This window comes from Bifidobacterium choerinum, assembly GCF_000741135.1.
GTDB lineage: Bacteria > Actinomycetota > Actinomycetes > Actinomycetales > Bifidobacteriaceae > Bifidobacterium > Bifidobacterium choerinum.
Genome location: NZ_JGYU01000005.1, coordinates 49,096 through 70,286, shown reverse-complemented (window position 1 = coordinate 70,286; position 21,191 = coordinate 49,096). Strand labels below are relative to the sequence as shown.

At 66.2% G+C, this 21,191-nt stretch carries 14 protein-coding genes and 1 pseudogene; 13 read left to right on the top strand and 2 right to left on the bottom strand.

Annotation, left to right across the window (positions count from 1 at the left end):
• Window positions 1-189: 189 nt before the first annotated feature.
• Together BCHO_RS04520 and BCHO_RS04515 are read right to left on the bottom strand one after the other, a co-directional pair.
• Window positions 190-903, bottom strand: a complete 714-nt coding sequence (locus tag BCHO_RS04520) for an ABC transporter ATP-binding protein (RefSeq protein ID WP_024540860.1) — start codon at window positions 901-903, stop codon at window positions 190-192.
• A gap of 351 nt (window positions 904-1,254) precedes the next feature.
• Window positions 1,255-3,030: an FtsX-like permease family protein gene (locus BCHO_RS04515; RefSeq protein ID WP_024540861.1), complete on the bottom strand. Its 1,776-nt coding sequence runs from the start codon at window positions 3,028-3,030 to the stop codon at window positions 1,255-1,257.
• A gap of 81 nt (window positions 3,031-3,111) precedes the next feature.
• Between BCHO_RS04515 and BCHO_RS09200 the strand changes: the two genes are divergently transcribed.
• The 13 genes and pseudogenes from BCHO_RS09200 to BCHO_RS04455 all read left to right on the top strand — a co-directional run bounded on the left by BCHO_RS09200 (window position 3,112) and on the right by BCHO_RS04455 (window position 20,864).
• On the top strand, window positions 3,112-3,450 hold the full coding sequence (locus BCHO_RS09200) for a hypothetical protein (RefSeq protein ID WP_152595866.1): 339 nt from the start codon (window positions 3,112-3,114) through the stop codon (window positions 3,448-3,450).
• Between the two features lie 240 nt (window positions 3,451-3,690).
• Window positions 3,691-4,560, top strand: a complete 870-nt coding sequence (locus BCHO_RS04510; RefSeq protein ID WP_024540862.1) for a TrmH family RNA methyltransferase — start codon at window positions 3,691-3,693, stop codon at window positions 4,558-4,560.
• Window positions 4,561-4,625: 65 nt separating this feature from the next.
• Window positions 4,626-5,693 (top strand): phenylalanine--tRNA ligase subunit alpha, encoded by a 1,068-nt coding sequence (pheS, locus tag BCHO_RS04505; RefSeq protein WP_024540863.1) that lies wholly within the window; start codon window positions 4,626-4,628, stop codon window positions 5,691-5,693.
• A 6-nt stretch (window positions 5,694-5,699) separates the two neighbouring features.
• Entirely contained in the window at window positions 5,700-8,306 is a 2,607-nt protein-coding gene (gene pheT / locus BCHO_RS04500; protein ID WP_024540864.1) for a phenylalanine--tRNA ligase subunit beta, read from the top strand.
• Between the two features lie 637 nt (window positions 8,307-8,943).
• Window positions 8,944-9,942: a hypothetical protein gene (locus BCHO_RS08800; protein ID WP_024540865.1), complete on the top strand. Its 999-nt coding sequence runs from the start codon at window positions 8,944-8,946 to the stop codon at window positions 9,940-9,942.
• Between the two features lie 507 nt (window positions 9,943-10,449).
• Window positions 10,450-11,478 (top strand): hypothetical protein, encoded by a 1,029-nt coding sequence (locus BCHO_RS08795; RefSeq protein WP_024540866.1) that lies wholly within the window; start codon window positions 10,450-10,452, stop codon window positions 11,476-11,478.
• An 846-nt stretch (window positions 11,479-12,324) separates the two neighbouring features.
• Window positions 12,325-13,491, top strand: a pseudogene (locus tag BCHO_RS04485) (N-acetyl-gamma-glutamyl-phosphate reductase); the annotation flags it as partial.
• The gene (argJ, locus tag BCHO_RS04480; RefSeq protein ID WP_024540868.1) at window positions 13,488-14,660 is read left to right on the top strand and encodes a bifunctional glutamate N-acetyltransferase/amino-acid acetyltransferase ArgJ; all 1,173 of its coding nucleotides are present in this window, start codon (window positions 13,488-13,490) and stop codon (window positions 14,658-14,660) included. The pseudogene BCHO_RS04485 and the gene argJ, both read left to right, overlap by 4 nt.
• A gap of 374 nt (window positions 14,661-15,034) precedes the next feature.
• A complete protein-coding gene (gene argB, locus BCHO_RS04475) occupies window positions 15,035-15,997 on the top strand; it encodes an acetylglutamate kinase (protein ID WP_024540869.1) in 963 nt (320 codons plus the stop codon).
• On the top strand, window positions 15,981-17,285 hold the full coding sequence (locus tag BCHO_RS04470; protein WP_081707941.1) for an acetylornithine transaminase: 1,305 nt from the start codon (window positions 15,981-15,983) through the stop codon (window positions 17,283-17,285). The genes argB and BCHO_RS04470 overlap by 17 nt, the downstream gene beginning before the upstream one ends.
• A gap of 188 nt (window positions 17,286-17,473) precedes the next feature.
• Entirely contained in the window at window positions 17,474-18,439 is a 966-nt protein-coding gene (gene argF / locus BCHO_RS04465; protein WP_024540871.1) for an ornithine carbamoyltransferase, read from the top strand.
• Complete coding sequence (locus BCHO_RS04460; protein ID WP_024540872.1) at window positions 18,439-18,957, top strand: arginine repressor; 519 nt, start codon at window positions 18,439-18,441, stop codon at window positions 18,955-18,957. The genes argF and BCHO_RS04460 overlap by 1 nt, the downstream gene beginning before the upstream one ends.
• 668 nt (window positions 18,958-19,625) lie before the next feature.
• Window positions 19,626-20,864: an argininosuccinate synthase gene (locus tag BCHO_RS04455; protein ID WP_024540873.1), complete on the top strand. Its 1,239-nt coding sequence runs from the start codon at window positions 19,626-19,628 to the stop codon at window positions 20,862-20,864.
• The last annotated feature ends 327 nt before the right edge of the window (window positions 20,865-21,191 follow it).

Genomic DNA, 21,191 nt, shown 5'->3' with positions numbered 1-21,191 from the left:
GGGGATCAATTCGTCGAGCGCAATCGTCGTTCCGGCGTACCCCGGCGCTACCGGTAGTGGCTGGTCCGGTCTGCCGCCGGTAAGCGACGAGGACGCGGATCGCTTACCGGCAGCGGCAATGGATGCGCGCCGCTGGTAGGCGGTGACGATGCTGCTGCCGGTAGCGGTAAGCGCGCCTTGACGAATCGTTCAGCGCGGCTGCGGTTTCAGCTCGAACACCGTATCCGATTGCGCGGCGATCTGCGGGCTATGCGTGACGATGATGACGCAGCGGCCGTCCCTGTGCGCCAGGTCGGTGAAGATCTTCATGATGTCCGACTGCGTCGCACCGTCGAGGTTGCCGGTGGGCTCGTCGGCGATGATGACGCGCGGGTCGTCGCTCAGCGCGCGGGCGATCGCCACACGCTGCTGCTCGCCGCCCGACAGATGCAGGATGCGTTCGTTCGCATACCGTTCGGGCAGATGCACGCGCCCGAGCAGTTCGAGCGCGATGTCCTTCTTCGGCCGGTCGAAGCGCTTACCGGATGCATCCATCGTCAGCATGATGTTCTCCAGCACGGTGAGCTGCGGCAGCAGGTTGAAGCTTTGGAAGATGACGCCGATGTCGCGGCTGCGGTACCGGTAGCGGTCCATCGTCGCGAGATCCGTGCCGTCGAAGAGCACGGCGCCTTCGGTCGGCGTGGTCAGGCCGCTGATCAGCGACAGCAGCGTCGTCTTGCCGGCTCCCGACGGTCCGACGATCGACGTCACCTCGCCGCGGTGGAATGACGTGCTGACATGGTCGACGACGCGCCTGCCGCCCTTTGCGTAGGCGTAGCTGACGTCGTCCAGGACGAGTATCGGCGTATGGGTGGCATCGTCATTGTTGTTTGCGTCCGTTCGCGACGCTGAGGGCTTCGTCATGATGTGCTCCTTTGGAATGTGCGAAATGTGCGATGTGGGATGTGAGAGATGAGATCGTCGGCGTCCGGATGCGGCGCGTTATTGGCGGCACTCGGCGGCATGTGCCGCCGGTAAGGGACGCACCGCCGCTAGGAGATGTGCCGCCGGTAAATAATGTGAGGCGCTACCGGTGGCACGGATGTGCCGCGTGCCGTCGGCGGCGCATCCGCAATCGTGTCCTGCGACGTATCGGAATCGTTATCGGCGGCATAGCCGGAGTGCGCCACCGATAACGACGGCCGCCGCCGGGGCGACGGATGTCGGATGAACCGAACTATGGTCGGTGCCGAATTGAGGTCAGAATTGGTGCGATCATGAGCGGTCGGCCAGGATCTGCAACGGTTCGTAGCGCATGACGAACACCGCGGCCACGAGTGCCGCCAGTAACGTCAGCCCCAGACCGATGAGCAGCATCCATCCGAGCGTGGCCCAATCGACGGTCGCGTTGATTTTCGCGATCACCTGCGAGGCGTTGCCGAAACCGTCGCGCATGCTGTCCGGCTGCCGCCCATTGCCCATAGCGCCGTCCGTGGCATCTCCGCCATTGCCGCCCGTAGCGTCGTTCGACGCGTCGTCGGGATTGGTGCCGCCGGATGTGCCGCCCGTAGCGTCGTCGGCATCCGGACGTTGGCCAGGACCGGACTGCATGTCGCGGCCGAACTGGTCGCGCTGCTGGGCGATCTGGGCGCTTTGGGCCTCGACCTGAGAGGAGAGCAACGCGTTCGACACCGGCATCGACGCGGCAGCGCCGGCGCCCACGCCCACGGCGAGTCCGATGAGCGTCACGGCGAGCAGTTCGACCGCATACTGCGTCGCGACCTTGATCTTGTTCACTCCGATCGCCGTGAGCACGCCGATCTCGTACTTGCGTTCGCGGATGTTGAATATCGTCAGCACGACGAGTACGACGGCGCCGACCGCCAATACCACGATGAGCAGCGTCTTCGCGAACTTCGCGACGTTCTCTATCGGCAGCAGGCTCGATTCGTATCGCTGCACGTCCTGAGAGACGACCGTGTACTCGTCGCCGAGCCCCGCCTTCTTCACGCTGCGGACGAATTCGTCGTATCCGTCCTTGCCGTCGAACACGTAGGTGTAGCTGAGCGTCGCCGCACGCGTCTCGCGCGTGTCGCCATGCGCGTCGGTCACATCGATCGTCTTATCGGCGGTAAGGCCGAGCTTGTCGAGCGTGGACACGGAGGTGTAGATCGCGTTTGCCGGATCGTTCGTCGTCGACGTCATCGGGCCGCCCATCGGCGTCGACGAGTCGCTCGCGTCGCTGTAGATGCCCATGACCTTGAACGTGTACGTCGTGTCCTCGTCGGCGACGTTCGCGACGGTGATCGTGTCGCCGACCTTGACGTCGTTCGCCGCGGCGAGCGTCTCGGAGATGATGACATCGTTGTCGTCGCCGGTGTCGTATCCGAAGACATGGCCGTCGTCCATCGTGAAGGCGCCGTTCGGCGCGTTCGCGACGGCCTCGTCGCTGGAGAAGCCGATGAGCGAGAAATCGCCGACCGTCATCTGTGCTCCGGCATCGCCCCCTGCGTCCATGCCCGTGACTCCGTCGGGCATCTGCGGCGGATTGCGCTGTCCGTCGACGCCGCCGCCCGACTGTGCGCCGTCATTCGTGCCGTTTGACTGCTCCGACTGCTTCGAGCCCGTCTCCTCCTTGACGGTTCCGCCATTCGAGTCGACCGCATCGATGCCATCGTTTGCGACGGCGACGGCCGCCGTTTCGATGTAGTACGACGACTTGACGCCGTACGACGCCTTCGCGTATCGCTCGTAGTCGGCGAGCGTCAGTGTCTTGTCGGCGACCGACGCGCGCATCGCGTCCATGTCCGGTTTGCCGTCGGCGCCGTCGGAGCTGGATCGCGCTTCATCCATCAGTGCGCGACGGTCGAGCGTGATCTGCGCCGAGATCGTCGTATTCGCGAGTGCGTCGGTCCGTGCGCGCTGCGCCGCCTGTACGATGGCGAGCCCGATCGTAGCCGCTGCGGTGACGATCGCGACGATGATGATCATGAGCGCGCTGCGCCCCTTGTTTCTGGTGATGTTCTTCAGCGCGTTCCCGATGATGAACATGGCCGTCCTTCGGTGTTCCGTTGATCTGTTGGCTGTGCACGAACGGTTGTCGTATGCCGTCAGCGTAAAGTCCCGAGTTGGATGACGTCGGAGGAAACGCTGGAACGATGCCGAATCGTTGCCAACGGTTTTCTGGAAACCGACTGTGCTTTCCCTGACAGCCGCGTCCGCGCACTGCACGGCGGCGGCGCATGCGCCGCCGCCGTATGCGCCGTCGGCTGTTCACCACCCGTGGTCGCCGCCGCCGTCTCGTTACCGGTGGCATGTGGGCGCCAATCGACCCGCCGTCATCTCGTTACCGGCAGCAACCGTGCGATTGGTGGCATTCTCGTTACCGGCGGTGCCTTCGTCATCGGTGGCAGCGCGATCGCTTCGGCATCATGCGTCGCCGATGCGTTATCGGCGGCATGCTGCCCGTAAGGGGTGCTGCCCATAAGACGTAAGGGATGCTGCCCGTAAAGAAGAGCACCGCCTGTGGGAGGAGTCCGCTCCCTGTAAGACAAGCACCGTTCATAAGAGAAGGCGCGCCACCCGTAAGAAGGCGCACCACCCGTAAGAGGAACACCACCTGTGGGAGGTGTCGGCCGTCGCGCATCCGGGCGTCGTCGATGCGGCAGCGGGCTTACGGGCAGGACTGGGTATCACGGTAGTGTGGCGGGTATGCCGATCGACAACCATGTAATCACGAACACGAAGTCCGAACGCGTGCGCAGGCTCGTCGAGCTTGCATCCCGTAAGCACAGGGAGCACAGCGGACGGTTCATCATCGAGGGGCCGCAGGCGGTGCGCGAGGCGCTCACCTGGCAGCCGGACGTCGTGCGAGACCTGTACGTCGCGGCCGACGGCGACGCCACGGACGCGGCGTTCGCGAACGCGACCGTCGCGTCACTCGCCGGACTCGCGATGGGCGAGGGCGTCTACGTGCACAAGGTCACCCGTAGCGTGGTCGACCATGTGAGCCGGGACGCGCAGGGCGTCTTCGCCGTCGGCGACCTCGAACTGTGCCGCGAACGGCTGTCGGCGCTGCCCGAAACGCCACGGCCGTTCATCGCTGCGTTCTGGCAGGTGCGCGACCCGGGCAACGCGGGCACCGTCATCCGCAGCGCCGACGCCGCCGGATGCGACGCCGTCGTCTTCGTCGGCGACTGCGTCGACGTGTTCAACCCGAAGGTCATCCGCGCGACGACCGGATCGCTGTTCCATCTGCCGGTCGTGCGCATGGATGAGGACATGTTCTTCGCGACGTGCGCCGCCCGTAAGGCGAGCGTCGTCGCCGCCGACGTGTACGGCACCGAGCAGATGCCGCCCGTAAGCCTTCCGGACCTCGTGCGCCAGGGGGATGTGCTTGATGGCGCGAAGGCCGTGCTCTTCGGCAATGAGGCGCGCGGACTCGACGACGCGCTGCTGGCGCGCGCCGACGTCGTGTGCTCGATTCCGATCTACGGGAAGGCGGAGTCGCTCAATCTCGGCACGAGCGCGGCGGTCATGCTGATGACGCTGGCTATGTCGAGTCGTATTGAAAGAATGTGAAGTCGATAAAACGTTGGAATGACGCGATTTCGCGCCAGAAGACGCCTGTTGATGAAAGGTAACTCGTGGCAGGGAACACGCAATTCGATGCCGATGCGGTGCAGCAAGCCGTCGCCGAAGGCATCGCCGCAATCGAACAAGCCTCCAGCATGGAGGAGCTCAAGGCCATCCGCAGCAAGTACGCCGGCGCGCAGTCGGCGATGACGCTCGCCAGCAAGGCGATCGGCTCGCTCGACAAGGACCAGAAGAAGGAAGCCGGCAAGCTCATGGGCAAGCTGCGCGCCGACTTCGGCCGCGCGTACGGCACGAAGGAGACCACCGTCAAGGCCGCCGAGGAGGCTGCGGAACTCGCCTCCGAGACTGTCGACATGACGCTGCCGGTGCGCCGCAGGCCGCTCGGCGCGCGCCATCCGCTGCCCAAGCTCATGGAGGACATCGAGGACTTCTTTGTGGGCATGGGCTGGCAGATCTCCGACGGCCCGGAGGTCGAGACCGAATGGTTCGACTTCGACGCGCTCAACTTCGGCCCCGACCATCCGGCGCGCCAGATGCAGGACACCTTCTACGTCAAGGGCAATCAGGCGAAGGACGCCGCCGGCTTCGTCGGATCGAACATGGTGCTGCGCACGCAGACCTCCTCCGACCAGGTCCGCGGCCTGATCAACCACGGCGTCCCGCTGTACATCGCCTGCCCGGGACGCGTGTTCCGCACCGACGAGCTCGACGCGACGCACACGCCGGTCTTCCATCAGGTCGAGGCGCTCGCCGTCGACAAGGACCTGATGATGGCCGATCTCAAGGGTGTGCTCGACAAGCTCGCCGTGGCGATGTTCGGCCCGGAGGCGAAGAGCCGCCTGCGCCCGAGCTACTTCCCGTTCACCGAGCCGAGCGCCGAGATCGACCTGTGGTTCCCCGACAAGAAGGGCGGCCCCGGCTGGATCGAATGGGGTGGCTGCGGCATGGTCAACCCGAACGTGCTGCGCTCGGCGGGCATCGACCCGGACGACTACACCGGATTCGCGTTCGGCGTCGGCGTCGAGCGCACGCTGCTGCTGCGCCACGACATCAACGACATGCACGACCTCGTCGAAGGCGACGTGCGCTTCAGCGAACAGTTTGTGATGGGGGAGTGATACCCAATGCCAATGGTAGATATTGACTGGCTGCGCGACGACGTCGAGGTCCCGCAGGGCCTGACCTACGAGCAGCTCGCGAAGGACCTGGTCCGCGTCGGACTCGAGGAGGAGGAGATCCACACCTCGCAGCTGACCGGCCCGATCGTCATCGGCTACGTCGTCGACGCGACGCCCGAGCCGCAGAAGAACGGCAAGACGATCAACTGGTGCCACGTCGACGTCGGCGACGAGTACAACGACGTCGACGAGAACGGCAACAAGGTGCCGCGCGGCATCGTGTGCGGCGCGCCGAACATGAAGGCCGGCGAGAAGGTCGTCGTCACATTGCCCGGCGCCGTGCTGCCCGGCGACTTCCGGATCGAGCCGCGCAAGACCTACGGCCACATCTCCGACGGCATGTGCGCGTCGGAGCGCGAGCTCGGCCTCGGCGACAGCCACGACGGCATCATCCTGCTGCGCGACTACGGCTTCACGCCCGAGGAATACGACTCGCTCAAGCCGGGCGACGACGCGATGCACCTGCTGCACCTCGACCAGCCGATCCTCGAGATCAACGTGACGCCCGACCGTGGCTACGCGTTCTCCTACCGCGGCATCGCGCGCGAGTTCCACAACTCGACCGGCGCGAAGTTCACCGACCCGGTCGTCGCGCTCAACGAACGCGTCCCGCACGTCGAGAACACCGGGGACGCGAAGCGCGACGTCGACGTCATCATCGACGATGACAACCCGATCCACGGCGTCGTCGGCTGCGACCGCTACTACGCGCGCGCCGTGCACGGCTACCAGCCGGGCAGCACGACGCCGAACTGGATGCGCCGCAGGCTCACGCGAGCCGGCATGCGCTCGCTGTCGCTGCCGGTGGACGTCACGAACTACGTCATGCTCGATCTGGGACAGCCGATGCACGCCTACGACCTCGACAAGATCGAGGGACCGATCGTCGTGCGCCGCGCGAAGGCCGGCGAGAAGCTGACGACGCTCGACGGCAAGGAGCACGACCTCGACCCCGAGGATCTGCTCATCACCGATTCCCCCAACGGGCAGCAGGGCTCGCGCATCCTCGGCATCGCCGGCGTCATGGGCGGCATGTACGGCGAGGTGACCGACGAGACGACGAACATCCTGCTCGAGGCCGCGCACTTCGACCCGATCACGATCGCGCGTTCGGCGCGCCGCCACAAGATCCCGTCGGAGGCCTCGCGCCGCTTCGAGCGCGGCGTCGACGACAAGCTGCAGCCGGCGGCCGCGCAGATGGCGAGCGAGCTGCTGGAGAAGTACGGCGAGGCGACGCCGTCGCTGACGCCGGAGGACGTCGACACGACGAAGCGCCGCACGCCGATCGTCTTCAAGGCGAGCGAGGTGAAGCGTCTGGCGGGCCTCGATCTGGACCTCAACGAGATCAACGGCATCCTCACCGACATCGGCTGCGTCGTCGGCGGCGGCGGCAACGGCGAATTCACGGTGACGCCGCCGTCGTGGCGCCCCGACCTGACCGAGGCGTGCGACCTCGTCGAGGAGATCGCGCGCATCTACGGCTACGACCGCATCCCGACGCGCGTGCCGCACGCGCCGGTCGAAGGCCACGTCGGACTGACCACCGACCAGAAGCACAAGCGCCAGGTCGCCAACGAACTCGCCGAATACGGTCTCGTCGAAACGCTCAGCTACCCGTTCGTCGGACCCGCCGACTACAAGGCGTTCATGATCGACGCCGACAAGGTCGAGCCGGTGAGCGTGCAGATCGTCAACCCGCTCGCCGACGACCGCCCGTTCCTGCGCCGCGAGCTGCTGCTCACGCTCGCGCAGACGGTGCGCCGCAACCTGCGCCGCGGCATCGAGAACGTCAGCTGCTATGAGATCGGCCACGTCTACCTCGCCGACCCGAACGCGCCGGCGATCCCGGCGCTGCCGGGCGCCGTCAAGCCGACCGACGAGCAGCTCGCCGCGCTCGACGCCGGACTGCCCGAGCAGCCGCTGCACGTGGCCGCAATCATGACCGGCCTCGCCGAGGACGACGGATGGCTCGGCGACAAGCGCGCCGTCGACTGGAGCGACGCCGTCGAGGCGGCGCGCCGCGTCGCCAAGCGCCTCGGCGCCGACATCGTGCTCGACCAGCCGAAGGCCGAGGACGTACCCGCGCAGTGGCATCCGGGACGCGCCGCACGCATCGTCGCGGCCGGCGAAACCGTCGGATTCGTCGGCGAACTGCATCCGAAGGTCGACGACGAGCTCGGCTTCCCGCACCACACGGCCGCCTTCGAGATCGACCTGACCGCGCTGTTCGCGACGCTGAGCGACAAGCCGGTGCAAGCCAAGCCGATCTCGACGTTCCCGCCGGTCAAGCAGGACCTCGCGTTCACGATGCCGGATTCGCTGACCGCGCATGAACTCGAGGAGGCGATCCGCCAGGCCGCCGGCGACGTGCTCGAATCGATCGAGCTGTTCGACGTCTACGAAGGCGACCAGCTCGGCGAAGGCAAGAAGTCGCTCGCATACGCGGTGACCTTCCGCGCGCCTGACCGCACGCTCACGAGCGAGGACAGCGAGGCGATCCGCGCGAGGATCGTCGAACGCGCGGCGACGCTCGGCGCGCAGCTGCGCGCGTAGCGTCGCGAGGCGGGGACGTCGGCGTCAGAAGGACTCCTGCGTCCCCGCTGCCCGTCGTCGCTGCCTGTTGCACCCCGTCTGCCGGCTCTTCCGCCCAGTCTCAAACGCGTCGCGCTTGCGGTTCTTGTCGCACCGTGTCTTACGGGCGGCATCCGCCGCATACGGGAAGCGGTGATTGTTGCCGCACGCCGTGTCTTACGGGCGACACTTGCTTACGGGCGGTATGCGCTTACGGGCGGTATCGATTGCGCAGGACATCGTCTACGGGCGGCATGCGTCCGCCACGCAACGGGTGGCATCGGATGAGCGGCGCCTTACAGGTTGCATGCGCCGTCCACCCGATGATTGCGCTTACGGGCAGCACGTCACCCGGACGTTTTCTTCTACTGGTAGCGTGTGTAGCGATGAACGCCGGCAGCGCGACAGCCATGGAGCCGCGCGCCGAGAATCCGCGATGATGCCGCCCGTAACGTTTGGCTGGCTACGGGCGGCATCGTCGGTTGGATGACCGCGGACGGCAGGCGACGGTCGCCGATGGGCGAGATACGGCTACCCGTAGCGGGGAGGTCGGCGGCATCATATATGTCGGGACAACGCAGGAACGGACGTCGCAATCGACGACCGGTAAGGACATGAGATGAGCGAACCGGAACAGAACAAGCCACAGGATGCATCCGAGTATGATGCGCACGCCGTGCCGACCGCGTCGCATCCCGATGCGTCCGTGGCACGGACGACACAATCGACGCAGCCTGCCGCAGCGCAGCCGACGGTTCCCGACGCGCGGCACGACACGGCGACGCCCGCGACGACGCAGTCGCCGATTGATTCAAAGGACAGGAGCGCCGCGGACATTCCGGACTCGGAGGTGTCGCAGGCCATTCTGGAGACCGACATGCCGGTCGAAGGCCCGCCGAACGGACTCGCATACGGTGCGATGGACAGCCAATTCCCGCCGGGCTACGACCCGTACATCTTCGGACGCCCAGAGAGCGGGGAGACGCACGAACAGGTCGAACGCGAAGCCCGCGACGAGGAGAACCGCATCGAACGGCGTCGCGCGGATCTGCGGAAGCCGAACCCGATGGCCACGCCGCCTGCGGGCTACGGGCAGCAGAACGGCGCACCGTGGTCGAACCAGAACGCCGACCCGAACGCGCCCTTCGGCGACCGACGCAACTACAACGCCGACAACCGCGGCAAGCTGCCGCGCTATGTGCAGGGCATCGACCTCGACGACCCCAATCAGAACGTGTACTACGGGCGGTGGGACACGAGCTCGATCATCGCGTTCGCGCTGTCGCTGCTGCTGCCGGTGCCGTTCCTGCCGGCGCTGCTCGGCGCTTTCGGGATGTACCGCACGAAGCTGATGAGGATGAAGGGCTTCGGCTTCGCGTTGGCGGCCGTCATCATCAACGTCATCTATTCGATCGCGATGATCTGGATGATGATCAACGGCGTATCCACCCAGGACGTCCTCAACGACATGCTGCACATGCTGGGGCTCAGCGGCCCCACCGACAGCCCCTCCACGACGCCGACGCCCACTCCTACCGATACGGCCGCGCCGATGCCTTCGCCGTCGTCTACGGGCGGCACCGCCGGTGACGGTGTGACGTCCGCGATGGGATTGTGACGGAGACGTGCGCTGACCTTCGGCGACGTCGTTCATGATGCCGCCCGTAACCCGATGCCGATGACATCGTCGGCGCGGGGATACGGGCGGCATCGTCGTTGATGCCATCACCGTCGGTGCGTCGTAAACGCCATGTGTGCCGGTGCCGGCAACATGGCTGCCGCCGGTAACGCGGACGCCGTCGGCAACATGGCCGCCGCCGGTAAGAGCCGGCAGGGCGAGAGCGTGCGGTGGACGGCGTGCTCGTCGTCGGCACGTCGGGGTCATCGGCGTATCAAAGTCGCAAACGTATCGGGACCGGTCACGCCTCATATGCGTGTCGGGCGGTGCCTTTCCACGGCGGGGATGCGGATATCACGGAAGGCGAACAGGGGAAGACGAAGCCCGGAGGAGTTATCCACAGCGACACGCCGTGGAAATTCCGTCGACACGCCGTCGACACACCCATCCGGTCACATACCCCCATCCGAGTGGACACGGCGCGCGCCGCGTCCGTACCGTCGATACATGGAAACGCAGACGTATGGGCCGGAGTACGATCCGGCCGGGCATGAGGACGGATACGAACGCAGGCTCCGCGAGGGAAGCCCGCCGAACCTGCTGCCGATGCGCCTGCAGCTCATGGAGCTGCAGGCGCATGAGATCGCGCGATGCCTCGAGGCGCGGTCGCGACTCAGCCGCGACCTGCTGTTCGGCGGCTTCACCGCGCTGCGGCTGCAGGGGGTGCCGTTGCCGTGCACGCTGCCCCGATACGGGGACACGGTCGGCAGCGACGACCTGTGCGTGCTCGCGACGCGTCGCAATACGCGCAGTCGATTGCAGGGCGCGCGCTTCTACCATATGAACATCCCGCTGCGGATCGTGGAGCCGATGCCAGGCGTGCGCTGCGTGGACGTCGTATGCGCGTGGTTCATGATTGCCCGATTCCTATCGTTGGAGGAACTCGTGACGCTCGGCGACTGCCTGCTCATGCGCAGCGCCGTGCACGATCGGGTCACGATCGGGGATTTCGACGCGTTCGTCACACAGATGGAGAAGCTCGGCAAATCGCACGTCCTCGGCCGCAAGCGCGCTCCGCGCGGTGTGAAGAAGGCACGTCGCGCCATCGCCCTGCTCCGGGGGAACATGGAGTCGCCGCAGGAGGCGCGCCTATCACTGGAGCTGAAGAAACGCGGACTGCCGGAACCGTCCGTCAACCTGTCGATCATGCTGTACGACGGTTCCGTCGTGCGCGGCGATCTGGTGTTCGTCGAGGCCGGCGTCGTCTGCGAATACGACGGCGCGCACCATCTCAGACAGCTGGAGCAGGATCGCATACGCCGTGCGAAGATCGAATGTTCCGGCTGGCTGTATGTGCAGGTGACGCGCGTCGACATGGCGACGCCGGACGCGCGCGCATGGATGGCCAGACGTGTCGCGGACGCGCTCGAGGAACGCACCGGCGTGCGATATCCGACCGACGACGTGATCCCGCTTGAGGCGATCGCCGACCATGCGCTGCGCATGTCGGCGGCCGCTTGGGATCGTGTGGCGTAGATCTATGGGATGCGGAAAATCAGGGAGGATGCGCGTGCGGAGCAGTTGGTAGGAACTCCGGCTATCAGAGCACGCAGAAGATATGCGTTGCGGACGTGGAGCGTGGAGAAGGGACGGACGTGCGGAAGAGTCGGTTCGTTCGGTTCTTTGGTCGTCCGTTGCGTATGGGCGGTCGACGGTCGGCTGAATGCCTTACTGGCGGTCGTGCGCATCTATGGGTGTGGGCGGTCTTACGGGCGGCGGCCAGCCGAATCCGCCTGATGTCGCCTTACGGGTGGTGGACGTCTGTGTTTACAGGCGGCGTCGTCTTATGGGCAGCGTCGTCTTATGGGCAGCGTCGTCTTATGGGTGGTCATGCTCGCGAGCGTGGGGCAATGTGAGCGATGCCATGTCTTCGCCCGTGCGATTATGAATGCATAATTATGCAATGTACTGCATAAAGAGTATCGTCGTTCGCATAACCAAAAAGTTGGTCGCATCGATCACCGACTACTGCCGCTACCGGCGGCGTATGTGCGGATGTCCGTGGACGTCGTGCCGCCCGTAACGATGGGACGTCGCCCGCAGCGGCGACACATGAAGCATGATGCCGGATGCGGAAAGCGGCGGGCGCCGCCCGTAACGGATGTCCGTCGCTCGTATACGCTCCATGCGGGCGTGCGCCGCGGGCGCATATGCATATGGACATACGCGGTGCCGCCAGTAAGAGACTGGCGCATGTGGACGACGGACGGCGGGTGCCGCCCGTAAGGAACATGCGGCGCGCGGCATGTGGCGGATGGTCGGCGACCAACGGAGAACACTGACGGCACGGCCCCGGCGGGGTCGGGAAAGAAGGCATCGGGAATGACGAAGTACACCGTCGCGGTCGCGGGCGCGACCGGTTACGCGGGTGGGGAGGCGTTGCGCATTCTCGCGGCCCATCCGAATTTCGAAGTGACGACCGTCGCCGGCCATTCGTCGGTCGGCGAGAAGCTCGGCGTCTACCAGCCGCACATCCCGCAGCTGGCCGACCTGACCATCGTCGACACGACGGCCGACGCGCTCAACGGCCACGACGTCATCATCCTAGCACTGCCGCACGGCGCATCGGGCGCGCTCGCCGCGCAGCTCGACGAATCGGCGACCGTCGTCGACCTGGGCGCCGACCATCGCCTGGAGATGCAGCAGGCATGGGACGACTACTACGGCGGCGTGTTCTACGAGCACTGGACCTACGGCATGCCCGAGCTCATTCTGGGCAAGGACTCCAACGGGCAGTACCTGAGGCAGCGCGACGTCATCAGCGGTGCCGCGGCGACGGGCGTGCAGCCCGTAAGCGGGACGCAGACGTCGGACGACGTGCGGCCCGTAAGAACGGGGACGCGGCGGATCGCCGGACCCGGCTGCAACGTCACGGCCACGACGCTCGCGATGCAGCCGGCGATCGCGGAGAACCTCGTCGTGCCGCACACGATCGTCGCCGATCTGGCCGTCGGCTATTCGGGGGCGGGCAAAAGCCTCAAGCGTACGAATCTGCTCGCATCGGAGGCGCTCAACTCGGCGACGCCGTACTCGGTCGGAGGCACGCACCGCCACATCCCCGAGATCCTGCAGAACTTCGCGCACGCGGCCGGCCTTGGCGCCGAGGCCGCGAACGAATTCACGCTCGCGTTCACGCCGATGCTCGTGCCGATGTCGCGCGGCATCCTCGCCTCGGTGAGCGCGAAGCTCACCGACAAGGCGCTCGACATGGACGACGACGCCATCCGCGCCGTATGGACGAAGGCCTATGAGAGGCAGCCGTTCGTGTTCGTGCTACCCGAAGGCGTGATGCCGGCGACGCAGAACGTGCTCGGCTCGAACGCCGCGCACATACAGGTGGCGGTCGACCGACGAAGCCGGACGCTGCACGCCTTCGCGGCGATCGACAACCTCAACCGGGGAACGGCGGGGCAGGCGGTGCAGTCGCTCAACCTCGCGTTCGGACTCAACGAAGAAACAGGACTCAGCAAGATCGGAGTGGCACCATGAGCGTAACGTTCGCACAAGGATTCACGGCCGCCGGCGTCGTCGCCGGCATCTCGTCGGTGGAGGGGAAGAAGGACCTCGCGCTCGTCGTGAACGATGGACCGCTCAAGGCCGCCGCCGGCGTCTTCACGACGAACCGGTTCTGCGCGGCGCCGGTGCAGTGGTCGCGTCAGGTGGTCAAGGACGGCCGCGTCGACGCCGTCATCCTCAATTCGGGCGGCGCCAACGCCTGCACCGGCGTCGAAGGCTACGAACAGTCCTCGAAGACCGCGCACAAGGTCGGCGAGCTGCTCGGCTGCGACGCGGACGACGTGGCGGTGTGCTCCACCGGACTCATCGGCGAGCTGCTGCCGCTAAGCAAGGTGCTCGCCGGCGCCGAGGCCGCATACGCCGCGCTCGACGACACCGTCCAGGCCGGCGAGGACGCGTCCCATGCGATCATGACGACGGACACGAAGCCGAAGACCGTGACGCGTCTGGGCTCGAACGGGTTCCGCATCGGCGGCATGGTCAAGGGATCGGGCATGATCGCGCCGCAGCTGGCGACGATGCTGTGCGTGATCACGACCGACGCCGTCGTCACGCCCGAACAGCTGCGGAGTGCGCTCGACGCCGCCGCCGACACGTCGTTCAACCGCATCGACGTGGACGGCTGCATGTCCACGAACGACACCGTGCTGCTGCTGGCGTCCGGCGCCTCCGGCATCACGCCCGACGCCGACGAGTTCGACGCGATCGTCGCCGACTGCTGCTCCGCGCTCGCCCGACAGATCATCGGCGACGGCGAAGGCGCGAGCCACGACATCAAGATCACCGTGGACGGCGCCACCGACGAGGACGCCGCGCTCGCGTGCGCTCGCGCCGTGGCCGCGTCGAACCTGCTCAAATGCGCGATCAGCGGCAACGACCCGAACTGGGGACGCATCGTCAGCTCGCTGGGCACGGTGCCCGTGGACGTCGCCCCCTACGATCCCGACCAGGTGACCGTCGACGTCAACGGGGTGCGCGTGTGCGACGGCGGCAAGCCCGGTTGTGACCGCAGCGAGGTCGACATGACCCCGCGCGAGGTCGACATCGTCATCGGGCTCAACGTCGGCGGCGCCCACGCCACCGTGTGGACCGACGACCTCACCCACGAATACGTGCACATCAACGCCGACTACGAAAGCTGACCGTCGCATCCGGCGGTGCGCGCCACGCGCCACGGGATGCGGCACCACCCTTACGGGATGCGACTCCCTACGGGCGGCGGTCCGCGGCGACCATCGCGGAAGGCCATCCGTCGTTACGGGCGGCATGCGCCATGGCGCCGCGGATCTCCCCGCCAGCTACGGGCGGCACCGTTCGCCATGCCGTTACGGGAGGCGGACGGCCGATTCCGCGGCGCACCCTCGGCGGCATGCCACCCGTAAACGGGAACGCCGCAACCGCCCGCATGTCGCATGCCACCCGTAAGCGACAGGGGGCGGACGGCGACTATCGTGGCCGTATGGGCCGCCGGCGGTGCAGGCGCAACGGCGCGAGAACAGGAGAACGATAAGGAATCATGACGAAACAACTGAAAGGTCCAGGCTTCCATCTGGACGTGCACACGGACCTGCGTCCGGACCAGAAGGCGGAGGTGCTCATCGAGGCGCTGCCGTGGCTGGAGGAGTTCTACGGGAAGACGGTCGTCATCAAATACGGCGGCAACGCGATGGTCGACGACCATCTCAAGAGCTGCTTCGCCGACGACATGGTGTTCCTGCGTCAGGTGGGCCTGCATCCCGTAATCGTGCACGGAGGCGGCCCGCAGATCTCGCAGATGCTCAAGGCGCTCGGCATCCATTCGGAGTTCAAGGGCGGCCTGCGCGTCACGACGCCCGAGGCGATGGACGTCGTGCGCATGGTGCTCACCGGCAAGGTGTCGCGCGAACTCGTTGGCCTCATCAACGCCCACGGCCCGTACGCGGTGGGACTGTCCGGCGAGGACGGCGCGCTCTTCTCGGCGACGCAGCGCATGCCGATCATCGACGGCAAGCCCACCGACATCGGTCTGGTCGGCGACGTCATCGGCGTCGACGCGTCCGCCGTCATCGACCTCATCCATTCGGGACGCATACCGGTCGTGTCGTCGGTCGCGCCGAACGAGGAGGACGCGACGGAGGTGCTCAACGTGAACGCCGACTCGGCGGCCGCCGCACTCGCGACCGCGCTGGGCGCGCATAAGCTCATCATCCTCACCGACGTCGACGGCCTGTACGCCGACTGGCCGGACCGCGACTCGCTCATCGGCCGCATCGGCGTCGAGGACCTGCGCGACATGCTGCCGCAGCTCGAAAGCGGCATGCGACCGAAGATGGAGGCGTGCATCCGCGCCATCGACGGCGGCGTGCAGCAGGCGCACATCATCGACGGCCGCAAGCCGCATTCGATACTCAACGAGGTATTCACAAGCGCAGGGATCGGCACGATGGTCGAACCCGGCGAGGGACTGGAAATGAGGAACTCATATGACAACCGAGCATGACACGAACGCGGCATCCGCTACCGATGGCGCGACAAGCGGCGCATTGACCGAGGACAGGCGGCTGCTCGACGAATATAACGACGTGCACATGCACGTCTTCGGCACGCCGCTGCGCGTCCTCGACCATGGGCAGGGCGTGCACGTCTGGGACGTCGACGGCAACGAATACCTCGACTTCCTCGCCGGCATCGCCGTCAATTCGATCGGCTACGCGCACCCGAAGTGGATCGAGGCCGTCGCCGCGCAGGCCGCGCAGGCCGCGCACGTGAGCAACTACTTCGCGACGCGTCCGCAGATCAGGCTCGCGGAGAAGCTCATCGAGCTCGCCGGAGCCCCGAAGGGATCGCACGTCTACTTCGGCAACTCAGGCGCCGAAGGCAACGAGGCGGCCCTCAAAATGGCCAAGCTCTACGGGGCGCGGCTGCGCGACGAGCTCGGCACGGACAAGCCGTACCGCATCATCGCGCTGACGCACGGCTTCCACGGACGCACGATGGGCGCGCTCTCCGCGACCTGGAAGCCCGCGATCCGCGTGCCCTTCGAGCCGCTCGTGCCGAACATCGAATTCGTCGACGCCAACGACATCGACGCGATGAAGGCCGCCTTCGACGCCGCCGACAAGGGGCCGGTGGCCGCGGTCATCATGGAGCTCGTGCAGGGCGAAGCCGGCGTGCTGCCGCTCGACGCCGATTATGTGCGCGGCGTGCGCGCGCTGTGCGACGAGCGCCGCGCGCTGCTGATCATCGACGAGGTGCAGACCGGCATGGGACGCACCGGATCGTGGTTCGCGTTCCAGCGCGAGGACCTCGGAGGCGTCACGCCGAACATCGTCACCTTCGCGAAGGGCGTCGCCGGAGGTTTCCCGATGGGCGGCATGATCAGCTTCGGCGAGGAGCTGTCCTCGCTGTTCTCGCCGGGAACCCACGGTTCGACCTTCGCCGGCAACCCGTTGGGCGCGGCCGCCGCGCTCGCGACGATCGGCGTGATCGAGGACGAGGGGCTCGTGCAGTGCGCGGAGGCGCGCGGCGAGCAGCTGCGCACCGACCTGCGTGCCACCGACAACCCGTTGTTCGAGCAGGTGCGCGGACGCGGCCTGCTCAACGCGATCGTGCTGAAGCGTCCGTGCGCGCACGCCGCCGTGGACTGGGCGCTCGAACATGGCCTCATCGTCAACGCCTGCGCGCCGAACGTCCTGCGTCTGGCGCCGCCGCTCGTTGTCAGCGAGCAGGAGGTGAACGAGGCGGTGGTGATCCTCTCCCAGCTGCCCGACGATCTGCCCGACGACTGATCCGCGCACTTACGGGCGGCATCGCCTACGGGCAGTGCCGCTGCTGCGGGCGGCACTGCCGATAAGCGGCGCCGCCCGCCGCCCGTAAGCGGCGTGACCGCACGAGGCAAAAGGACACCGCGCATACGTGCCGCAACAAGCAAGCAAACAATCGCAACAACCAACATCAGGGAAACAAGAAGGAGGCCATCATGGGACAGCTCCGTCACATGCTGCGCGACGACGACGTCAACCATGACGAGCAGAAGCAGATCCTCGAACTCGGTATGAAGTTCCGCGAGAACAGGTTCTACCACCGCCCGTTCGAGGGGCCGCAGGGCGTCGCCGTGCTGTTCGACAAGCCGAGCACGCGCACGCGTTCCAGCTTCTCGATCGGCGTCGCCGAACTCGGCGGCTACCCCCTCGTCATCGACAAGTCGGGATCCCAGCTCGGTCGCGGTGAACCGATCCGTGACACCACCGAAGTGCTCACGCGCATGGCGTACGCGCTCGTGTGGCGCACCTTCGAGCAGTCGCGCATCGAGGAGATGGCGCGCGTCGCGACGGTGCCGGTCGTCAATGCCCTCACCGACGAATTCCATCCGTGCCAGGTGCTCGCCGACTTCCTGACGATCGCGCAGTTCAAGGGCGGCGTGGACGCGCTCGAAGGCATGACGATCGCCTACCTCGGCGACGCGGCGAACAACATGGCCAACTCCTACCTGCTCGCCGGAGCCGTCGCCGGCATGCATGTACGGGTGGCGGGGCCCAACGGCTTCCTGCCCGACGACGCCATCGTGCAGGACGCCGAGGCGATCGCCGCCACTACCGGCGGTAGCATCCTCGTGACCACCGATCCGCAGGAGGCGGTGCGCGACGCGGACTGCGTCTTCACCGACACGTGGGTGTCGATGGGTGAGGAGAGCCAGTACGACGTGCGTTCGAAGCCCTTCTGGCAGTATCAGGTCAACGAGGAGCTCATGGCGCTCGCCAAGCCGGACGCGCTCTTCCAGCACTGCCTGCCCGCCTACCGCGGCAAGGAGGTGACCTCCGCCGTCATCGACGGTCCGCAGTCGGTGGTCTGGGACGAGGCCGAGAATCGTCTGCACGCGCAGAAGGCGCTGCTGACATGGCTCATCGGCAAGCAGCGCGGCGACGAAAGCCTGCTCTCCTGATGACCGATTCGACGACTCCGCTGCAGCGTCCGGCCAGTCGCGCCGCACGCCTCAACGCGATCGAGCAGGCGCTCGCCGACCATGTGGTCACGTCGCAGTCGCAGCTCTCCGAGATCCTCGCGGACCAGGGGATCGAGGTGACGCAGGCGACGCTCAGCCGTGACCTCGACGAGATGAACGCGACGAAGACGCGGCTTCCGGACGGCAAGGTGGCGTACACGATCGACGACCAGCCGATTCCTGCCGCCGGCTTCGACGGCGACGAACGCTCGCAGCAGCAGATGACGCGCATCCTGTCCGGACTCGTGACGTCGGTGGCCTGCGCCCGCAACCTCATCGTCGTGCACACGTCGTCGGGCGCCGCGCAGTACGTCGCGAGCGTCATCGACAAGCATCCGATAGGCGGCGTCCTCGGCACGATCGCCGGCGACGACACCGTGCTCGTCATCTGCGTGGACGATGCGATGGCCGAGCGTCGCTCCGCATGGCTGCTCGAGGTCGCCTCCACGCAGAGCTGAGCGCGACCCGTCGTCGCGAACCCTTACGGGGAGTGGCTGTGCAATGCCCGCCTGACTGCCGGCTGCCGATAATCGGCAGCCGGCAGTCGAGTATTTGATGCGCCATGCAGAACGCGTCGTACGCCGCATCCCGTAAGCGGCATGCGGCGTACGACGTGCGCTGTGCATGACGTGCGCTGTGCATCACATGTCGTACATGTCGCTTATGGGAAGCAATCGTCGCGGACGGCGGATGGCCGATCCGTCGGCGCCGCCGGTAAGCGGATGCCGTCGTTATCGGTGGCGGATGCCGTTGCTCGACGACGAACGTTGACGCTACCGGTAGCGGAGGCAGTTGCCGCCGGTAGGAGATCGATGGCGGGACGACGGATGACGGTGCTGTCGGCAGGCGGGCGACGGCGCCAGTGGGGGATTGATTGTGACGTCGATAGATGCGTGTGCTACCGGTAGATGATCGGCGGTGCTGCCGATAGACGATCTGCGATGCGGCCCGTAAACGCTCGCCGATGCATCCCGTAAGCGTTCCGCAGTGGCCGCTCGTAAGCGATGCGTCCCGTAAGCAAATGCCGCACGCAGGTGATTGGGGAGGTTGCGGTCATGGACACGGAATGAATATTTATACAGAGGACTGTATATACTCATGAATATCTGAACAGAAAGGTCAACCCATGAGCGAACAGAATCGCATTGTGCTGGCGTATTCCGGTGGTCTCGACACCTCGGTCGCCATCCCGTACCTCAAGGACCGCACGGGCAAGGACGTCGTCGCCGTCTCCCTCGACGTTGGTCAGGGCGGCGAGAGCCTCGAGACGATCAAGGAACGCGCACTCGCATGCGGCGCCGTCGAGGCCTACGTCGTGGACGCCCGCGACGAATTCGCGAACGAATACTGCATGCAGGCGCTCAAGGCGAACGCGATGTACGAGGGCGTGTACCCGCTCGTCTCCGCGATCTCGCGTCCGCTCATCACGAAGCACCTCGTGCGTGCCGCCCACCAGTTCGGCGCCGACACGATCGCGCACGGCTGCACCGGCAAGGGCAACGACCAGGTCCGCTTCGAGGTCTCGATCCAGTCGATCGACCCCGAGCTCAAGGCCATCAGCCCGATCCGCGACCTTTCGCTGACGCGTGACGTCGAGATCGCCTACGCAAACGACCACAAGCTGCCGATCGTGCAGACCGAGAAGAGCCCGTTCTCGATCGACCAGAACGTGTGGGGTCGAGCCATCGAGACCGGCTTCCTCGAGGATCCGTGGAACGCGCCGACGAAGGACTGCTATTCCTACACCGACGATCCCGACTTCCCGCCGGTCGAGGACGAGGTCGTCATCGAGTTCAAGCAGGGCATGCCGGTCAGGATCGACGGCCGCGACGTCACCCCGCTGCAGGCGATCGAGGAGATGAACCGCCGCGCCGGAGCCCAGGGCATCGGCCGCGTCGATCTCATCGAGGACCGTCTCGTCGGCATCAAGTCGCGTGAGCTGTATGAGGCGCCGGGCGCGATCGCGCTCATCACCGCGCATCAGGAACTCGAGAACATGTGCCTCGAGCGCGAGCAGCACCGCATCAAGCGCGACATCGACAAGCGCTGGGCCGAGCTCGTCTACGACGCGCAGTGGTTCTCGCCGGCGGTCAAGTCTCTCAACGCGTTCATCAACGACACGCAGCAGTACGTTTCCGGCGAGATCCGCATGGTCATGCACGGCGGCCGCGCCGTCGTCGTCGGACGTCGCTCCGCGGAATCGCTTTACGACTACAACCTCGCGACCTACGATTCCGGCGATACCTTCGACCAGAACGCGTCGAACGGCTTCATCGAGATTTACGGCCTGCCGACGAAGGTCGCCGCCGCGCGCGATGTCAAGTTCGGCAACGGCATCGAGGTCCCGGACAACGACGTCGAGTGACGTTGACTCGTATCGCGCATGAACGTTCCGATCGATGAACGTTCCGATCATGGGGAGGGCGGCAGCCGCGCGCTGCGCGTCCTCCTCGTTTTTCCGCCGCGTTCGCCTCCCGTAGGCGACGTCGCCTCCCGTAACGGATTCGCCGTCGCGGGTGCATGCGACCCGTAACGACGAACGATGGCGGGACGAACGGCAACCGGGAGCATGCATCCCGTAAGGACACGGAGGGTGCGCAGGACGCTCGGCGAGCCGTTCGAACCGCTCGCCGCATCCCGTAAGGACTAAGGACAGAGAGAGAATGCGTCCCGTAACGATAACGATGTGGGG

Excerpts from the sequence above, each read along its gene's own strand:
- BCHO_RS04520 (WP_024540860.1), bottom strand. The coding sequence starts at position 903 with ATGACGAAGCCCTCAGCGTCGCGAACGGACGCAAACAACAATGACGAT.
- BCHO_RS04515 (WP_024540861.1), bottom strand. The coding sequence starts at position 3,030 with ATGTTCATCATCGGGAACGCGCTGAAGAACATCACCAGAAACAAGGGG.
- BCHO_RS09200 (WP_152595866.1), top strand. The coding sequence starts at position 3,112 with ATGACGTCGGAGGAAACGCTGGAACGATGCCGAATCGTTGCCAACGGT.
- BCHO_RS04510 (WP_024540862.1), top strand. The coding sequence starts at position 3,691 with ATGCCGATCGACAACCATGTAATCACGAACACGAAGTCCGAACGCGTG.
- pheT (WP_024540864.1), top strand. The coding sequence starts at position 5,700 with ATGCCAATGGTAGATATTGACTGGCTGCGCGACGACGTCGAGGTCCCG.
- BCHO_RS08800 (WP_024540865.1), top strand. The coding sequence starts at position 8,944 with ATGAGCGAACCGGAACAGAACAAGCCACAGGATGCATCCGAGTATGAT.
- BCHO_RS08795 (WP_024540866.1), top strand. The coding sequence starts at position 10,450 with ATGGAAACGCAGACGTATGGGCCGGAGTACGATCCGGCCGGGCATGAG.
- argJ (WP_024540868.1), top strand. The coding sequence starts at position 13,488 with ATGAGCGTAACGTTCGCACAAGGATTCACGGCCGCCGGCGTCGTCGCC.
- argB (WP_024540869.1), top strand. The coding sequence starts at position 15,035 with ATGACGAAACAACTGAAAGGTCCAGGCTTCCATCTGGACGTGCACACG.
- BCHO_RS04470 (WP_081707941.1), top strand. The coding sequence starts at position 15,981 with ATGACAACCGAGCATGACACGAACGCGGCATCCGCTACCGATGGCGCG.
- BCHO_RS04460 (WP_024540872.1), top strand. The coding sequence starts at position 18,439 with ATGACCGATTCGACGACTCCGCTGCAGCGTCCGGCCAGTCGCGCCGCA.
- BCHO_RS04455 (WP_024540873.1), top strand. The coding sequence starts at position 19,626 with ATGAGCGAACAGAATCGCATTGTGCTGGCGTATTCCGGTGGTCTCGAC.